General features: G+C 68.7%; 19 protein-coding genes, 1 tRNA gene and 1 pseudogene. 15 read left to right on the top strand and 6 right to left on the bottom strand.

Translation table 11 applies throughout. The features are described 5' to 3' along the window. Positions 1 to 94 precede the first annotated feature (94 nt). Both ACYVO7_RS09990 and dxs read left to right on the top strand, forming a co-directional pair. Positions 95 to 457, top strand: a complete 363-nt coding sequence (locus ACYVO7_RS09990) for a hypothetical protein (RefSeq protein ID WP_460449686.1) — start codon at positions 95 to 97, stop codon at positions 455 to 457. Positions 458 to 489: 32 nt separating this feature from the next. After that, positions 490 to 2,405, top strand: a pseudogene (dxs, locus tag ACYVO7_RS09985) (1-deoxy-D-xylulose-5-phosphate synthase). A 12-nt stretch (positions 2,406 to 2,417) separates the two neighbouring features. Here the strand turns inward: dxs and ACYVO7_RS09980 are convergent. Next, positions 2,418 to 3,308, bottom strand: coding sequence for a LysR family transcriptional regulator (locus tag ACYVO7_RS09980; protein ID WP_460449685.1), 891 nt, complete (start codon positions 3,306 to 3,308; stop codon positions 2,418 to 2,420). 213 nt (positions 3,309 to 3,521) lie between these two features. Here ACYVO7_RS09980 and ACYVO7_RS09975 point away from each other — a divergent pair, with 213 nt between their 5' ends. The 9 genes from ACYVO7_RS09975 to rpiB all read left to right on the top strand — a co-directional run bounded on the left by ACYVO7_RS09975 (position 3,522) and on the right by rpiB (position 10,023). Next, the gene (locus ACYVO7_RS09975; RefSeq protein WP_460449684.1) at positions 3,522 to 3,929 is read left to right on the top strand and encodes a cupin domain-containing protein; all 408 of its coding nucleotides are present in this window, start codon (positions 3,522 to 3,524) and stop codon (positions 3,927 to 3,929) included. A 16-nt stretch (positions 3,930 to 3,945) separates the two neighbouring features. Then, a complete protein-coding gene (locus ACYVO7_RS09970; RefSeq protein WP_460449683.1) occupies positions 3,946 to 4,809 on the top strand; it encodes a class I SAM-dependent methyltransferase in 864 nt (287 codons plus the stop codon). Between the two features lie 83 nt (positions 4,810 to 4,892). After that, a complete protein-coding gene (locus ACYVO7_RS09965; RefSeq protein ID WP_460449682.1) occupies positions 4,893 to 5,666 on the top strand; it encodes a FadR/GntR family transcriptional regulator in 774 nt (257 codons plus the stop codon). Next, on the top strand, positions 5,666 to 6,571 hold the full coding sequence (locus ACYVO7_RS09960; protein WP_460449681.1) for an NAD(P)-dependent oxidoreductase: 906 nt from the start codon (positions 5,666 to 5,668) through the stop codon (positions 6,569 to 6,571). The genes ACYVO7_RS09965 and ACYVO7_RS09960 overlap by 1 nt, the downstream gene beginning before the upstream one ends. After that, positions 6,568 to 7,251 (top strand): amino acid ABC transporter permease, encoded by a 684-nt coding sequence (locus ACYVO7_RS09955; protein ID WP_460449680.1) that lies wholly within the window; start codon positions 6,568 to 6,570, stop codon positions 7,249 to 7,251. The genes ACYVO7_RS09960 and ACYVO7_RS09955 overlap by 4 nt, the downstream gene beginning before the upstream one ends. Before the next feature lie 10 nt (positions 7,252 to 7,261). Next, positions 7,262 to 7,930 carry an amino acid ABC transporter permease gene (locus ACYVO7_RS09950; protein ID WP_460449679.1) on the top strand — a complete coding sequence of 223 codons (669 nt, stop codon included), beginning with the start codon at positions 7,262 to 7,264 and terminating at the stop codon, positions 7,928 to 7,930. Beyond that, positions 7,930 to 8,685 carry an amino acid ABC transporter ATP-binding protein gene (locus ACYVO7_RS09945; RefSeq protein WP_460449678.1) on the top strand — a complete coding sequence of 252 codons (756 nt, stop codon included), beginning with the start codon at positions 7,930 to 7,932 and terminating at the stop codon, positions 8,683 to 8,685. Before ACYVO7_RS09950 ends, ACYVO7_RS09945 begins: the two co-directional genes overlap by 1 nt. Positions 8,686 to 8,720: 35 nt before the next feature. Beyond that, on the top strand, positions 8,721 to 9,512 hold the full coding sequence (locus ACYVO7_RS09940) for a transporter substrate-binding domain-containing protein (protein WP_460449677.1): 792 nt from the start codon (positions 8,721 to 8,723) through the stop codon (positions 9,510 to 9,512). Between the two features lie 64 nt (positions 9,513 to 9,576). Continuing rightward, positions 9,577 to 10,023 (top strand): ribose 5-phosphate isomerase B, encoded by a 447-nt coding sequence (gene rpiB, locus ACYVO7_RS09935; RefSeq protein ID WP_460449676.1) that lies wholly within the window; start codon positions 9,577 to 9,579, stop codon positions 10,021 to 10,023. A gap of 37 nt (positions 10,024 to 10,060) precedes the next feature. On the opposite strand, the gene ACYVO7_RS09930 is transcribed toward rpiB, so the two are convergent. The 4 genes from ACYVO7_RS09930 to ACYVO7_RS09915 form a co-directional block, all read right to left on the bottom strand. Further along, complete coding sequence (locus ACYVO7_RS09930) at positions 10,061 to 11,353, bottom strand: NAD(P)/FAD-dependent oxidoreductase (RefSeq protein WP_460449675.1); 1,293 nt, start codon at positions 11,351 to 11,353, stop codon at positions 10,061 to 10,063. 7 nt (positions 11,354 to 11,360) lie between these two features. Continuing rightward, positions 11,361 to 12,092, bottom strand: coding sequence for an amino acid ABC transporter ATP-binding protein (locus tag ACYVO7_RS09925; RefSeq protein ID WP_460449674.1), 732 nt, complete (start codon positions 12,090 to 12,092; stop codon positions 11,361 to 11,363). Further along, entirely contained in the window at positions 12,089 to 12,745 is a 657-nt protein-coding gene (locus tag ACYVO7_RS09920; RefSeq protein ID WP_460449673.1) for an amino acid ABC transporter permease, read from the bottom strand. The genes ACYVO7_RS09925 and ACYVO7_RS09920 overlap by 4 nt, the downstream gene beginning before the upstream one ends. Positions 12,746 to 12,820: 75 nt before the next feature. After that, positions 12,821 to 13,576 carry an ABC transporter substrate-binding protein gene (locus ACYVO7_RS09915; RefSeq protein ID WP_460449672.1) on the bottom strand — a complete coding sequence of 252 codons (756 nt, stop codon included), beginning with the start codon at positions 13,574 to 13,576 and terminating at the stop codon, positions 12,821 to 12,823. Between the two features lie 106 nt (positions 13,577 to 13,682). Between ACYVO7_RS09915 and ACYVO7_RS09910 the strand changes: the two genes are divergently transcribed. Next, complete coding sequence (locus ACYVO7_RS09910) at positions 13,683 to 14,294, top strand: cupin domain-containing protein (RefSeq protein ID WP_460449671.1); 612 nt, start codon at positions 13,683 to 13,685, stop codon at positions 14,292 to 14,294. Between the two features lie 203 nt (positions 14,295 to 14,497). After that, positions 14,498 to 14,707, top strand: a complete 210-nt coding sequence (locus tag ACYVO7_RS09905) for a cold-shock protein (protein ID WP_406855305.1) — start codon at positions 14,498 to 14,500, stop codon at positions 14,705 to 14,707. Between the two features lie 230 nt (positions 14,708 to 14,937). On the opposite strand, the gene ACYVO7_RS09900 is transcribed toward ACYVO7_RS09905, so the two are convergent. Further along, positions 14,938 to 15,013, bottom strand: a tRNA-Ala gene (locus tag ACYVO7_RS09900). A gap of 160 nt (positions 15,014 to 15,173) precedes the next feature. Between ACYVO7_RS09900 and ACYVO7_RS09895 the strand changes: the two genes are divergently transcribed. Beyond that, positions 15,174 to 15,464, top strand: coding sequence for a YggT family protein (locus ACYVO7_RS09895; protein ID WP_406855304.1), 291 nt, complete (start codon positions 15,174 to 15,176; stop codon positions 15,462 to 15,464). Then, positions 15,464 to 15,922: a DUF167 family protein gene (locus ACYVO7_RS09890; RefSeq protein ID WP_460449670.1), complete on the top strand. Its 459-nt coding sequence runs from the start codon at positions 15,464 to 15,466 to the stop codon at positions 15,920 to 15,922. Before ACYVO7_RS09895 ends, ACYVO7_RS09890 begins: the two co-directional genes overlap by 1 nt. The last annotated feature ends 11 nt before the right edge of the window (positions 15,923 to 15,933 follow it).

The raw sequence follows: 15,933 nt of genomic DNA, 5'->3' as shown, positions 1-15,933 counted from the left end.
CACAAGTTGACAGTTCCGCCTGTCTAATCCTAATGTCACAGGGCGGCGGCTCCCCGGGTCGGAGCCGGCCCCTTGCGACAGCGGGCGCACCACCATGGCGGAGCTTTTCCAGACCGGCGCGATCGCGAACCTCGTCCTGCTGGTATTGGCGGCGGAGGCGCTGGCGGTCCTGTGGTTCCCCCGCCGGCTCGTGTCTCCTCCCTCCCTCAGGCCCTTCGCGGTCTCGGTGGCGGCGAACCTGGCCGCGGGCGCCTTCCTGGCGCTGGCGCTTCGCAGCGCGCTCCGCGGCGAGGAATGGCCGTTCGTCGCCGTCTGGCTCTGCGCGGCCTTCATCGCCCATGCGGCCGACATGGCGGCGCGCTTCGGGCCCGCCCTCCTGGGCTGGTCGAGGGCGCGGCGAGGCCGCTCGCTCTCCCCTCGTCATCTCACGCCGGGGCTTGGCGGATCCGATCGCTAAGTCCCTCCGCGTCTTCCTGCAGGTGCCTGGCCATGCGCTCCGGTTCCACTCCCACTCTCGACGGCGTCCGGATCCCCGGCGACCTGCGGGCGCTTCCCGAGGCGGCCCTGAAGGACGTGGCGGACGAGCTGCGGCGGGAGACCATCAGCGCCGTCTCGGTCACGGGCGGGCATCTCGGCGCGGGGCTCGGGGTCGTAGAGCTCACGGTGGCTCTGCACTACGTGTTCGACACGCCCACGACCTGCTGATCTGGGACGTCGGGCACCAGGCCTATCCGCACAAGATCCTGACCGGGCGGCGGGACCGCATCCGCACGCTGCGCAAGGGCGGCGGGCTCTCCGGCTTCACCAAGCGGGCCGAGAGCGAGTACGACCCGTTCGGGGCGGCGCATTCGTCCACCTCGATCTCGGCCGGCCTCGGCATGGCGGTCGCGGCCGGGCTGAAGGGCGAGCGCCGGACCGTGGTGGCGGTGATCGGCGACGGCGCGTTGTCGGCCGGCATGGCCTATGAGGCGATGAACAACGCCGGCGCGTTGAACGCCCGGCTGATCGTGATCCTCAACGACAACGAGATGTCGATCGCCCCGCCCGTGGGGGCGATGTCGGCCTATCTGTCGAGGCTGTTCTCGGGTCGCGCCTATCTGACCGCGCGGGAGATCGGCCGGCGGCTGACGGGTCGGCTGCCGCGCCGGATCGACCGCACCATCACGCGCGCCGTCGAGCACGCCCGGGGATTCATCACGGGCGGCACGCTGTTCGGCGAGCTCGGCTTCTACTATGTGGGCCCGATCGACGGGCACAATCTCGACCACCTGCTGCCGGTGCTGCGCAACGCCCGCGACGCCGAGATGGGCCCCATCCTGATCCATGTCCGCACGCAGAAGGGCAAGGGCTATGCGCCCGCCGAGGCCGCGCCGGACAAGTATCACGGCGTCAGCAGCTTCGACGTGATCACCGGGACGCAGGCCAAGGCCAAGCCCGGCCCGCCCAGCTACACGGCCGTGTTCGGCGACGCCCTCGTGGCGGCGGGCCGGGCCGACGAGCGGGTCGTCGCGATCACGGCCGCCATGCCGGCCGGGACGGGGGTCGAGCCCTTCGCGCAGGCCTTCCCGGAGCGGACCTTCGACGTCGGCATCGCCGAGCAGCACGCCGTCACCTTCGCGGCGGGGCTGGCGACGCAGGGCATGAAGCCCTTCTGCGCCATCTACTCCACCTTCCTGCAGCGCGCCTTCGACCAGGTGGTGCACGACGTGGCGATCCAGAACCTGCCGGTGCGGTTCGCGATCGACCGTGCGGGGCTGGTGGGCGCCGACGGGCCGACCCATGCCGGGTCGTTCGACGTGGCCTATCTGGGCGTCCTGCCCAATCTGGTCGTCATGGCGGCGGCCGACGAGGCCGAACTCGTCCGCATGGTGGCGACGGCGGCGGCCTACGACGCGGGGCCGATCGCGTTCCGCTATCCGCGCGGGACCGGGGCGGGCGTGGAGCTTCCAGCCTTCGGCGAGACGATCCCGATCGGAAAGGGGCGCGTGCTGCGCGAAGGCTCGCGCGTCGCCATCCTGTCGCTGGGGTCCCGGCTGGCCGATTGCCTGGCCGCCGCGGACGAGCTGGCGGCCCGCGGCGTCTCCACGACAGTCGCGGACGCGCGCTTCGCCAAGCCGCTCGACGCCGCCCTGGTGGAAAGCCTGGCGCGCGACCATGACGTGCTCGTCACCGTCGAGGAGGGCAGCGTCGGCGGTTTCGGCTCCTTCGTGCTGAACCACCTCGCCTGGGCGGGCCTTCTGGATCGCGGCCTGAAGGTGCGCCCGATGAGCCTGCCCGACCGCTTCGTCGACCATGATGCGCCCGAGCGCATGATCGCCGCGGCCGGATTGGACGCCCATGCGATCGTGGCGACCGCCGTCACGGCGCTGGGCGAAGCCCAGGAGGCCCTCGCAGCCGCCGAGTGATCGCCCGCGGGGTCAGCCCGTGAGGATCGGCCGAAGATTCGGGATCTCCCCGGTGATGAAATCGAAGAACGCGGAGATCCTCGCCGTCTGGCGCAGATCCGGACGGGTCAGCAGCCGCCAGCTGCGGGCGAGCTCGGGCACGGGGCCGAGCAGCCGTTCCAGGTCCGGTTCGCCATCGCCGATCGCGGTGGGCAGGGGAGCGAGGCCGACCCCGGCCTTCACCGCGTAGACCAGCCCGAGCACGCTCGTGTTCCTGGCGACGATGCGCCCGTTCGGAGCCACGGCCGCGAGCCAGGTCGAGACGCGGTGGCTCGACATGCTCTCCTCGAAGCCCACCAGGGGATAGCTCTCGATCTCCTCGATCCGCGACGGCTTGCCATGCCGCGCCACGAAATCCTTGCTGGCGTAGATGGCCCAGAGCGAGTCCGCGATCTTGCGGCCGACGAGGTCGCCGTCGGTGTCGCCGGAGCGGAGGGCCACGTCGGCCTCGCCCTTGGCCAGGTCCACATAGCGGTCGCTGATCACGAACTCGACCCGGATGTCGGGGTGGCGGGCGTGGAACCGGTCCAGCAACTCCGACCGGGTGATGCGGAGCACGATGGGCTCCGGGCAGGTCAGGCGGATGACCCCGGCGGAGGCGCGCCTCATCTCCTCCACCTGTCGCGAGAACGCCTCGACCTGCCGCTCGACCGCCTGCGCATGGGGCAACATCGCGAGGCCGAACTCGGTCAGCCGGTAGCCGGCCGGATGCCGGGTGACGAGCGGCCGGCCGATCCGGCGCTCCAGTTCGACCAGGCGCCGCTGGACGGTCGACTGGCTCAGGCCCATGGCGCGGCCCGCCGCCAGCGTGCTCTCGCAGCGGGCGACCGCCAGGAAGTACTTCAGGTCGTTCCAGTCGAACATCTGTCAAATATGCGCCGACCCGGGGCCCTCTCGCAAACCTGCGGTCGCCGCGGCGAGCGTCCGGCATGGCTGGCGCGAGGGCGGGACCGGGCCGGCGAAGGTTATGCGGTTTCGCGGCCCCTGCGCGCAAAGTTGCGGCTGCCGCGCGGCCTCTCCGAAGCCTAGCCTCTCTGGCGAGAGCGAGCGGTTTCGCTCTGGACCGGGAGGCACGTCATGCGCTCGTCAACACTCCTCGCCGCCGCCTTGACGGCGACGACGCTTGTCTCGGCGTCCGCTCACGAGAGCGGGCTCGCCAAGCCGGACCTCGTGCTCAAGGAGACGACCGACGCCATGCCGGACGAGCGCCGGAAAGAGGTCCGCGTCCTGACGGCCGTCTTCCAGCCCGGCGACCGGACCGTGACGCATACGCACCGTTTTCCGGTGACCGTCTACGTGCTCGAGGGCGCGTTCACGCTGGAGCTCGCCGGGCGCGAGCCCATCACCGTCAAGGCCGGGCAGGCGATGGTGGAGCCCGCAGGCGTGACCATGACGGGCTTCAACCGGAGCGCCCAGGAGCTCACCAAGGTGGTGATCTTCTATGTGAGCACGCCCGACACTCCTTTCCTGGATCCGACCCACTGATCGTCTGGAGCCCGCCATGGAATCCCTTCTTCTCGACAGCGGCGCCGCCGCATCCGCACGCGACCAGTGGGATCGCGCAGCCGCGGGTTGGAACGAGCACGGGCCGGCGATCCGGGCCTGGCTGACGCACGCGACCACTGCGATGATCTCCATGGCCGGCGTCAGGTCCGGGTCGCGCGTCCTCGACGTCGCGGCGGGCGCCGGCGACCAGTCTCTCGCGGTGGCCAAGATCGTGGGACCGAAGGGTTCGGTGCTGGCGACCGACGTATCGCCCCAGATCCTCGCATTCGCGGAGCTGAACGCCCGCAGCGCGGGCTACCGCACCATCTCGGTCAAGGTGACCGACGGGGTGTCCCTGGACGTGGCGCCGGAGAGTTTCGACGCCGTGGTCTGCCGCCTGGGGCTGATGTTCTTCCCCTCGCCTCTCGACGGGTTGAAGGAAATGTTCCGGGCCCTGCGGCCCGGCGGAGGCGCCTGCACGGTCGTGTTCGCGGATCCGAGCGTCAATCCCTGTACGTCGATCCTGATGCAGACGGCCTTGCGGCACGCCGGGCTGCCGCCGCGGGATCCGTTCGAGCCCGGCGCGCTGATGAGCCTGGGCAAGCCGGGCCTCATCGACGAGCTCTTCCGGCAGGCCGGCTTCCAGCATGTCGCCACGACCCGGCTGAACGCGCCGTTCCGGTCGCCATCGGTCAGGCATTACCTCGAGTTCGTGCAGTCAGCGGCCGGGCCGGTCCTCGAGATCCTGGAGAGGCTCGACGCCGGCGCACAGGAAGCCGCCTGGCGCGACATCGAGGAGCGCCTGCGCGTCTACGAGACGGCGGAGGGTTGGGTCGGTCCCAACCAGCTGCTGCTCACCGCGGGCCGGAAGCCTTTCTGACACGGACGAAGGCGACGCCCGACTCCTCAATGCGCCTTGACGGCAGGCCGTGGCGACCGGTATTGGTCTGACCACGGTAAAACATGGCTGCTGATCTTGAAATCACGCGGCTCGGGGAGGCCAACGGCAAGGGGTTTGAAAAGGTGTTCGCGTTTCTTCGCGAGCGCCTGCTGGACGGATCGCTCCGTCCGGGAGACCGCCTGATCCCCGAGCGTGAACTCGCTGCGCAATTGGACGTGAGCCGTCCGATCCTGCGCGAGGCTTTGCGCGCGCTCACGGTGCTGGGCGTCGTGGAGATCCGCGACCGCGTCGGCACGGTGGTGCGCCGGCCCGACCTCGCCGTGCTGAACGACTTCTTCACCTTCGCCTTCGCGCAGCGCGCCGAGCTCATCGACGACGTCATGCAGGCACGGATCGCCATCGAGTGCCAGGCCGTGCGCCTCGCCACGCAGCGCGCCACGGTGCTCGACCTGGAACGGCTGCGGACCGCGCTGGCGCGCATCATCGAGACCATCGACGACCCGGACCTCGGCGGTCTCGCCGACTACGAGTTCCACCGCACGCTGGTCGACGCCGGCAAGTCGGAAACGCTGGTGGTCCTGCACAACTCCCTGTCCGGGATCCTGATGATCTCGCACCGCAAGCGCCGCGAACTGCTGCGCAGCTTCGCCTCCATGAAGACCTACCTGATCGAGGACCACGGCCGCATCTTCGACGCCGTCGCGGCGCGCGATCCGGACGCCGCCGAGAAGGTGCTGCGCGAGCATTTCGCCATTGGCGACGACTACCGCCGGCGCGCCGCCCTGGGCGAGCGCGACGACGCGGCCGGCCATCAACTGCAGAAACGGGAAGCCTGATGACCAAGGGTGTGCAACGCGGCTGCGTGGCCTTCATCGGCCTTGGCACGATGGGCCGCGAGATGGCGATCAATCTCCTGGCCGCCGGTTTCGCGGTGCGCGGCTTCGACCTGAACGGCGAAGCCGTTTCGAGCCTGGCGGGGCAGGGCGTCGTCGCATGCGCCAATCCGGCTGAGGCGGCCAAAGGCGCCGACATCGCCATCACGATGCTGCCGGATACGCCGCATGTGGAGGCGGTCGTCTACGGGGAGAACGGGCTCCTGGCCTCGCCGCCGGACGGCCGCCTCGTCGTCGACATGAGCACGATCTCGCCCGTCGCCGTGCGGCGCATGTACGCCGACCTCGCCAAGGCGGGCGTGGCGCTGATCGACGCTCCCGTCTCGGGCGGGCCGGTGGGCGCCAAGAACGCGGCTCTCTCCATCATGGCGGGCGGCGACGCGGAGGCTTTCGCGCGGGCGGAGCCGTTCTTCCGCGCCATGGGAACCACGATCACGCATGTGGGCGAGGCCGGGGCGGGGCAGGCGGTGAAGCTCTGCAACCAGCTCGTCTGCGCCATCAACCTGCAGGCCATCTGCGAAGCGCTGGCGCTCGGCCGGGCGTCGGGCGTCGATCTCGACCAGTTGCGCACGGTGCTGCTCGGCGGTTCGGCCTCCTCGTGGATGCTGGACCGGCTGGGCCCGGCCATGATCGCGGGCGACGCCTCGGCGGGCTTCCGCATCGACCTCATGCTCAAGGACCTGCGCCTCGTGCAGGAGCAGGCGCAGGCGCTCGCGGTGCCGCTGCCCGGGACCGCGCTGGTGACCAGCCAATATGTCGAGGCGAAAGCCCATGGCGAGGGCGCGAACGGCAATCAGGCGCTGTTCCGCGTCTATGACCGGATGACGAACCGGGCGCCCGGCGCATGAAGATCAATCTCGACTTCGGCGCCATCCTGGAGCGATGGCCGAGCTTCGTCTCGGGCGCGATCATGACGCTGGAGCTGGCCGTCATCGCGACCGTGCTCGGCACCGTCATCGGAGTGATCGGGGCCATCGCGCGGCGCAGCGGCCATCCGGTCGCCATGCGGGCGGCGGCGATCTATGTGGAGAGCATCCGCAACACGCCGCTGCTGGTGCAGATCTTCCTCGTCTATTTCGGCCTGGCGAGCCTGGGCGTGAAGTTCCCGGCCTTCACGGTGGCGGCGGCGGCGCTGACCATCAATGTCGGGGCCTACACGACCGAGATCATCCGCGCGGGCTTCGACGCGATCCCGAAGGCGCAGATCGAGGCCGCGGAGGGCCTGGCGCTGTCGAAGACGCAGATCTACTGGCACGTCGTGATGCTGCCGGCCATCGAGAAGGTCTACCCGGCGCTGACCAGCCAGTTCGTGCTGCTGATGCTGGCCTCGTCCGTGACGTCCCAGATCTCGGCCGAGGAGCTGACCGCGATCGCGAACTATATCCAGTCCGACACCTACCGGGCCTTCGAGACCTATATCCTGGTCGCCATCGCGTATGTGGCGCTGTCGCTGGTGATGCGCGCCGGGTTCTATGGCCTGGGCCTCGTGATGTTCCCGCGGCGCCGCCGCCTCGGCACGCCATTGTGAGGGGGGCGGCATGGGCGGCTCCCTGAACGCCAATCACCTGATGTTCCTCGCCCACGGCGCGCTGTGGACGATCGGTCTCTCGCTGATCGCCCTGGTCGGCGGCGGGCTCGCCGGGTTCGTGGTCGCGCTCGCGCGGATTTCGCCCGTGCGGGCCGTGCGCATCCTGGCGGCCGGCTATGTCCAGCTGATCCAGGGCACGCCGCTGCTGGTCATCATGTTCCTGACCTATTTCGGCCTGCCGCCGCTGGGGATCACGGTGTCGCCGCTCACCGCCGCGTCGGTGTCGCTCACCGTCTATGTCGGCGCCTATCTGGGCGAGATCTGGCGCGGCTGCATCGAGTCCGTGCCGAAGCAGCAATGGGAGGCGGCCGAGGGCCTCGCCCTGTCGCGGACGCAGCGCATGTTGCGGGTGATCCTGCCCCAGGCGGTGCGGATCGCCACGCCGCCCACCGTCGGGTTCATGGTGCAGATCATCAAGAATACGTCGCTCGCCTCGGTGGTCGGCTTCGTCGAGCTCGCGCGCGCCGGGCAGATCATCAACAACGCCCTGTTCGAGCCATTCCTGATCTACCTCATCATCGCGGTGGTCTATTTCGCGCTCTGCTATCCCGTGTCGCGGCTCAGCCGGCGGCTCGAGATGAGCCAGGGCCGGCCACGCCTCACCGTCGAGACAGCCTGATGTCAAACACCCCAGCCGTCGAGACGGGCTCCAACGTCGTCTCGCTGAAGGACGTGCACAAGAGCTTCGGGCCCTTGAAGGTGCTCGACGGCGTCACCTTCGACGTGGCGCGCGGCGACGTGCTGTGCATCATCGGCCGCAGCGGGTCGGGCAAGAGCACGGCGCTGCGCTGCATCGACCGGTTCGAAACGATCGACAGCGGCGAGATCGTGGTCTGCGGCCGCAAGGTCCACGATCCGGGCCTCGACCTGCGCGCCCTGCGCCAGGACGTCGGGATCGTCTTCCAGAGCTACAACCTGTTCCCCCATCTCACGATCGAGGAGAATATCACGCTGGCGCCGACCTGCGTGAAGGGCACGTCCAAGGCGGAGGCGCGCGAGCAGGCGCGGGCCGCGCTCGCGCAGGTCGGGCTCTCGGACAAGATCCAGCATTACCCCGAGCAGTTGTCCGGCGGCCAGCAGCAGCGCGCCGCCATCGCGCGGTCGCTCGCCATGCGGCCCAAGGTGATGCTGTTCGACGAGGTGACGTCCGCGCTCGATCCGGAACTGACCGGCGAGGTGCTCAAGGTCATCGAAGGCCTCGCGGCCGACGGCATGACGATGGTGATGGTGACCCACGAGATGGGATTCGCCCGCAGCATCGCCGACCGGGTCGTCTTCATGCACCGCGGCAAGGTCCACGAGCATGGGACCGCCGCGGTTCTGACGACCCCATCGACCCCGGAACTGGCCCAGTTCATCGGAACGGGCCTGTGACGGGCGGAAGAAGAAGCGCAACAGGGAGAAACGCGATGATGAAGACGACGCTGATGGCCGCCGTGGCGGCGGCCTGCATGACCATGATGGCCTCAGGCGCGGCCCGGGCCGACCTGCTCGACGACGTCATGAAGGCCAAGAAGATCCGCATCGCGACCGACATGGCGATCCCGCCATCCGGCATGATGGACGCCAGCATGAAGCCGACCGGCTCGGACGTCGAGACCGCGCAGCTGCTGGCCAAGGACTGGGGCCTGGAGATCGAGTGGATCCAGACCACCGGCGCCACCCGCATCCCGAACGTGCAGACCAACAAGGCCGACATCATCGTCTCGACCCTGTCGGTGACGCCGGAGCGCGCCAAGGTCATCGACTTCTCCAAGCCCTACGCGGCGTTGCAGTCGGTGGTGGGCTGCCTGAAGAGCGCCTCCGTGAAGGACTGGGCGGACCTGAAGGACAAGACCATCGCGGTGTCGCGCGGCACCACGCAGGACACCGAGCTCAGCAACATGAAGGACCGCAACCTGAAGCTGGCGCGTTTCGACGACGACGCCACCATGGTGACGGCCGCCGTGTCGGGTCAGGCCGATTGCGTCGCGAGCTCGGCGACGATCGTCAACCAGATCGGCGTCAAGAACCCGGGCCGCGTGTTCGAGCCGAAGGTGCCGATTCGCAACTTCGACCTCGCCATCGGCGTGCGCCAGGGCGAGCCCAAGATGATCGAGAAGCTGAACGAGTGGATCTCGGCCAACCTGAAGAACGGCAAGCTGAACGAGATCTACAAGAAGTATCACGGCAGCGAGCTGCCGGCCGAGATGCGCAGCTAAGGCGACAAACGGGCCGGCGCCCTCGCGCCGGCCTTTCCCCCAAGACACAGGACAGGACACGACAATGCGAGTCGTCATCGGTTCGGATCACGCAGGCTGGATCCTCAAGCAGACCGTCATCGAGCAGGTGCGCGCCCTCGGGCACGAGGTCACGGATGTGGGCTCCCACGACGACAAGCCGGTCGACTTCCCCGACATCGCCCGCACGCTGACCGGCAAGGTGAAGGCCGGCGAGGCCGAGCGCGGCATCATGGTGTGCGGCACGGGCGTGGGCGCGTCGATCGCGGCCAACAAGGTCAAGGGCATCCGGGCGGCGGTCTGTCACGACGTGCATTCGGCGCACCAGTCGGTGGAGCACGACGACGTCAACGTCATGTGCATCGGCGCCCAGATCGTCGGGCCCTGGCTGGCGAAAGATCTGGTCGCCTCGTACCTGCAGGCCGAGTTCTCGACCGACGAGGATTGCCGGCGCCGGGTGGAGATGCTCCACGCCATGGACGCCGAGGGCTGAGGCAGGCTCGCCCCGGCCGCTGCGGCGGGCTGGCCGGTCAGGCCAGTCCGGCGTCGCTCATCCGGTAATAGGCGACCACCGCCGCCACATAGGCCCGGTTGAGGCCGTGGAACGGGATGGTCTTCACCGGCGTGACCGGGAAGGGCAGCGCCTTGGCGTCGCCCGTGGCGAGGTAGCCGGCCAGCGCCTTGCCCATGGCGGATTCGAGCCCGACGCCGCGTCCCTGGCAGCCGATATTGACGATCAAGCCCGGCTCCGGCTCGTGCAGATGGGGCAGGAAGTCCCGCGTCACCGCCACGCGTCCGCACCAGCGGAACTGGATCGGCGCATCCTTCACGGCCGGGTACATCCGCCCGATGACGCGCTCGAGGTGTGACCAGTCGCTCTTGTCGGTGGGTTCGCGGAAGGGCCCGCGTCCGCCCATCAGGAGCCGGCCCTCATGATCGAGCCGGAAATAGAGCAGCAGCTGGCGCGTGTCGGACGTCACCTGCCCGTAGGGCAAGATGCTCTTGCGCAGATTGTCGGAGAGCGGCTCCGTCGCGACCTGGTAGGAGTTGGGCGCGATGATGGTCTGGGCCAGCTTCGGGTAGTAGTCGCCCGTGTAGCCGTTGGTGCACAGCGCTGCCTTGCCGGCCGTGACGGTGGCGCCCTGGGCGGTCTTCACCTTCCATTTCCCACCCTCGCGGGCGAGGCCCTGGACCGGGCTTCCGCCATGCACCACGGCGCCCGCCTTCTGCGCGGCGCGGCACAGCTCGCGCGCATAGCTCAGCGGCTGAACGGCCCCGCCGCGCCGGTCGACCCAGCCGGCGAGGTAGACGTCGGTGCCGAGATGATCGGCGGTCCTCGCCTTGTCGAGATATTCGGTCGGGGCGCCCAGGCGGGCCCATTCGGCCGCGCGCTTCTGGGCGGTCTCCACCATGGAGGCCATGTGCGCGCCCTGGATCCAGCCATTGCGCACATGCGGCACGTTCATCTTGTGCTTGGCGATGAGCTCGAACACCACGTCCGCCGTCGACCCGGCGAAGGCCGTGAGCGCCTTGCCGGCCTCCTCGCCGAACTTCGTCACGAGCTCGTTGGGATCGTATTTCAGCCCCGGGATGACCTGCCCGCCATTGCGGCCGGAGCCGCCCCAGCCGGGTTCGCGCGCCTCCAGCACGACGCAGCTGACGCCACGCTCGGCGAGGTGCAGGGCGGTCGACAATCCCGCATAGCCGCCGCCCACGATGGCGACGTCGACGTCCACGTCCTTGTCGAGGGGCGGGCAGTCCGGGGCCGGGACGGCCGTCGCATGCCAGAGCGACGGGTCGAGCGGAAAGGGTCGGGCGCTCATCGTGACCTCAGATCGGGTTCAGGACGCGACGCAGGAAGTCCTGCGTGCGGGGGTGCTGGGGATCGGTGAGGAGATCGCGGGCAGGGCCCTGCTCGACGATGACGCCGCCGTCGATGAAGAGCACGCGGTCCGCGACCTCGCGCGCGAAGGCCATTTCGTGGGTGACCACCACCATGGTCATGCCCTCCTCGGCGAGGCGGCGCATCACCGACAGCACCTCGCCGACGAGTTCCGGGTCCAGCGCCGAGGTGGGCTCGTCGAACAGGATCGCGTGCGGCCGCATGGCCAGGGCCCGCGCGATGGCGACGCGCTGCTGCTGCCCGCCGGAGAGCTGCGGCGGGTGCGCGTTCTCCTTCTCGGCCAGCCCGACGCGGGCCAGAAGCTCGCGCCCATGCGCGATGGCGTCCTCGCGGGGCTCCTTCTTCACGAAGATCGGGCCCTCGATGACGTTCTCGAGCGCGGTTCGGTGCGGGAACAGGTTGAACCGCTGGAACACCATCGAGACCCGCGTGCGGATGTCGACGATGGAGCGCTGCGTGCGGTCGACCTTGATCCCCTCGACCAGGATGTCGCCCCGGTCATAGGTCTCCAGCCCGTTGATGCAGCGCAGGATGGTGGACTTGCCCGACCCGGACGGGCCGATGATGCACACGACCTCGCCCTTCTTCACCTCCGCCGACATGCCGCGGATGACATGGTTGGGGCCGAAGCTCTTGTGGACGTCGCGCAGCTCGATCATCGCCGCGTCCCCATGTTCTTCTCCAGCCGGGCGACCAGCAGGATCAGCGGGATGCTCATCACCAGGTAGAGCAGGGCGACCAACGTGAACACGGTGGAGTTCTTGAAGGTGGAGGAGGCGATCAGCTTGCCCTGCAGGGCGAGCTCCGCGACCGTGATCGTGGACGCCTGCGAGCTGTCCTTCAGCATCATGATCATGATGTTTCCATAGGGCGGCAGCACGATCTTCACCGCCTGCGGCAGGATCACCCGTCGCATGGTCATGAACCAGCCCATGCCGAGCGACTGCGCGGCCTCCACCTGGCCATGGTCCACGGCCTCGATGCCGGCCCGGAAGTTCTCCGCCTGATAGGCCGAATAGGCGATGCCGAGCCCGATGATGGCGGCGCTCACGGCCGACAGCGCGATGCCGAAGTCCGGCAGCACGAAGTAGATGTAGAACAGCTGCACGATGATCGGGATGCCGCGGATCACGTTGATCACGGCCTTGCTGGTCCGATCCAGCGCCTTGACGCCCGACACGCGCATCATGGCCCAGAGCAGGCCCAGCACGCTGGAGAGCAGCAAAGATCCGAACGTGACCAGCAGCGTGTATTTCACGCCCAGCAGAAGAATGGGCAGGAACTCGATCGAGTCCTGGATGAAGCGTTGCATCGGGTGCTCGGAGAAAGGCGGTCGGCGCGTCCCGGACGCGGCCGCGCGTCCGGGACGATGGGGTGGGCGGACGCCTTATTCCTGGCCCCACTTGGCGAGGATCTTCTTGACCGTGCCGTCGGCCTGGAGCTTCGCCAGCGCCGTGTCGATCTTCTTCAGGAGCTCGGCGTCGCCCTTGCGCACGCCGATGCCGACCGAGCCCACGATGGTGGACTTGTAGTTCTTGGCGAGGCGCACCTCGGGAAAGTTTCCGAGCTGGAGGTTGTAGGCGACGATCGGCAGGTCGGCGAAACCGGCCTTGATGCGGCCGGCGTTCACGTCGCGCATGATGTCCGGGATCGTGTCGTAGATCTTCACGTCGGCGAAGAGGCCGCTCTTCTTCAGCGGCTCCACATAGGCGGTGCCGACCTGGGCGCCGACTGTCTCGCCCTTCAGGTCCTCGAGCTTCGTGTAGTCCTTAGTATCGGACTTCGCCACCATCAGGCCCTCGCCATAGGTGTAGACCGGGGCCGAGAAGTCGACGGCCTCCTTGCGGGCCGGCGTGATGTACATGGCGGCCGCGATAATATCGATCTTGTTGGCCTGCACGCCCGCGATCAGCGTCGAGAACTGCATGGGCTCGATCGTCACCCCGAAGCCGGCTTCCTTGCCGACCGCGGTGATCAGGTCGACCATGATCCCCTGGATGGTGTTGGTCTTGGTGTCCAGGAAGGTGAAGGGCACGCCCGTCGGCGTGGAGCCGACCTTCAGGGTCTGCTGCGCCGAGGCCGGCAAGGCGCCCATGAGGAGGGCGGCGGCCGCGAGGCCGGTGACGATACGCTTCAGGCTCATGGGAGCACCCCCTGGTTTCGTGCCGCTTCCGTGCGGCCGATTTCACTTATATGAAAAATGTTGCATGGTGCCTCGGGCCACGCAAGCGCCACGATGACGGTTCCGCATGCCGCATGAGATCGCCCGACAGGATGACGCCGAGGCTCCGCCCGGCCGCGCCGCCGACGCCGAGGTCGGCGCCCGCATTCGCGCGCTGCGGCAGGCGCGGGGGCTGCGGCTCGCCGAGGTCGCGGCCCGGACGGGGCTCTCCATCGGCTATCTCAGCCAGGTGGAGCGCGGCATCTCCTCGCCGTCGCTGCGGGTGCTGACGACCCTCGCGGCGCCGCTCGGCGTCACCTATGCGGACCTGTTCCGGCCGGCCGCCGCGGGCGCGCCCGGCGATTCCGTCGTGGTCCGCCGCGACGAGCGCAACAGCCTCGGCCTGTGGCGGACGGGCATCGAGAAGCAGCTGCTCTCGCCGGCGGCCGGCAGCCGGCTCAACCTTTACGAGGTGGTGCTGGAGCCGGGCGGCACGTCGGGCGACGAGCTCTACGTCCATGGCGGCGAGGAAGCCGGCCTGGTGCTGGAAGGCGAGATGCGCCTCACCGTCGAGGACCAGTCCTGGCGCCTGCGGGCCGGCGACAGCTTTCGCTTCGCCAGCAGCCGTCCGCACCGCTTCGACAATCCCGGACCGCGCGTGGCCCGGGTCGTGTGGGTCAATGTCGCGGACCCGGCCTGACGCGTCCGGCCGCCGGGCCGCACGAAGAGGTTGCAAGTTTTTCGAAAGTCATCTATACACACGCATCGACTTTGGCCGGACAATCGGGCCGTTGCCCTCGCATAGCCGGGCGGACGTTCAGACATTCTCCAAAATTCGACTACTGAAGACGAAAACGCTGTCGCGTTTTGGTTTTCGCGATCACTTGCCTAAGGACAATCGACATGACGAACGGCACTGTTAAGTTCTATAACGATCAAAAGGGTTTCGGCTTCATCGCTCCCGATGACGGAAGCAAGGACGTGTTCGTTCACGCCACCGCGCTCGAGCGCGCCGGCATGAACGGCCTCGTCGAGGGCCAGAAAGTCACCTTCGACACCGAGGCTGACCGCCGCAGCGGCAAGATCGCCGTCGGCAACATCCAAGCCGCGTAACCCACGCGCGCCCGCGGCTTTCGCCGCGGGCTCTGACGCCGAGCCGTTGTCCGACCACGGATGTACTGGCGCGCTGACAGCTCGGCCTCGCGGATGCCGCCTGGGGAAACCCATGGCGGCGTTTTCGCGTTAGCGCGCCCCCGCGGCGACCGGGACGGCGCAGCCGCGCGCAAGCGCGCGCCACGGCGGGAGCCGCCGCGAAACCCTCAAACAATCCTGGATGGGAACCCTGGTGGAGCTGAGGGGATTCGAACCCCTGACCTCTGCAGTGCGATTGCAGCGCTCTCCCAACTGAGCTACAGCCCCTTCTCCGGGTGCCGGCCTTTTAGGTGGGGGGCGCCGGGCTGTCAATCGCGAAAGTTCGCGGCCAAGGCCACGCAAGGACGGGCGTGTGTCTCCGAAGTCCTTGTAGGCCCCGCGTCGTCCCGTTAAGGCTTGAACGCCTTCCGACGGAGCCGTCCCGCTCATGCGCGCCATTCTCGACGTGATCCTGCTCGCGCTCGATCTCTACACCTGGATCATCATCGCGTCCGCCATCCTCAGCTGGCTCGTGGCGTTCAACGTCATCAATGTGCGCAACGATGCGGTGCGGATGATCTTCAACGGCGTGTACCAGCTCACCGAGCCCGTCCTGGCCCCCATCCGCCGCCGCCTCCCCGATCTGGGCGGCATCGACATCTCTCCCATCGTTTTGCTGCTGCTGATCTTCCTGATCCAGCGCGTCATCGCGATGTATATCTACCCTTACGTTTTCTGATGTCCGCCAACGCCGCCGCCCTTCCGCCGAAACCGGCCGACGTCCCCTGGATCGAGGAGCCGGGCGGGATCGTGGTGTCGGTCCGCCTGACTCCCAAGGGCGGCAAGGACGCCCTCGAGGGCGTCGAGGCGCTGGCCAACGGCAAGCCCGTCCTCAAGGCCAGGGTGCGGGCCGTGCCGGAGGCCGGAAAGGCCAACGCCGCCCTGGCGCGCCTGCTGGCGGCGGCGTGCGGCGTCGCGACCGGCGCCGTGGTGCTGACCGGGGGCGGAACCGGACGGGTGAAGACGCTGCGCATCGACGGGGAACCCGCCGAACTCGCGAATCGTCTCGCTCTCGCGTGCCGCCCGGCGGCGCGCAAGCCGTCGGTCCGCAAGGCCTCGCCGTTGCGCGGAACGAACGGGGCCGAGCAAAGCGCGGCCGCAGAGGTTCGGGCCGCCGGGCTCGGAACCGAGAGCTGAAGCGAGGGTCG

Source organism: Alsobacter sp. SYSU BS001988, assembly GCF_054796215.1.
Note: the sequence above shows the minus strand (reverse complement) of the source record. Positions and strands in the feature narration are given on the sequence as shown.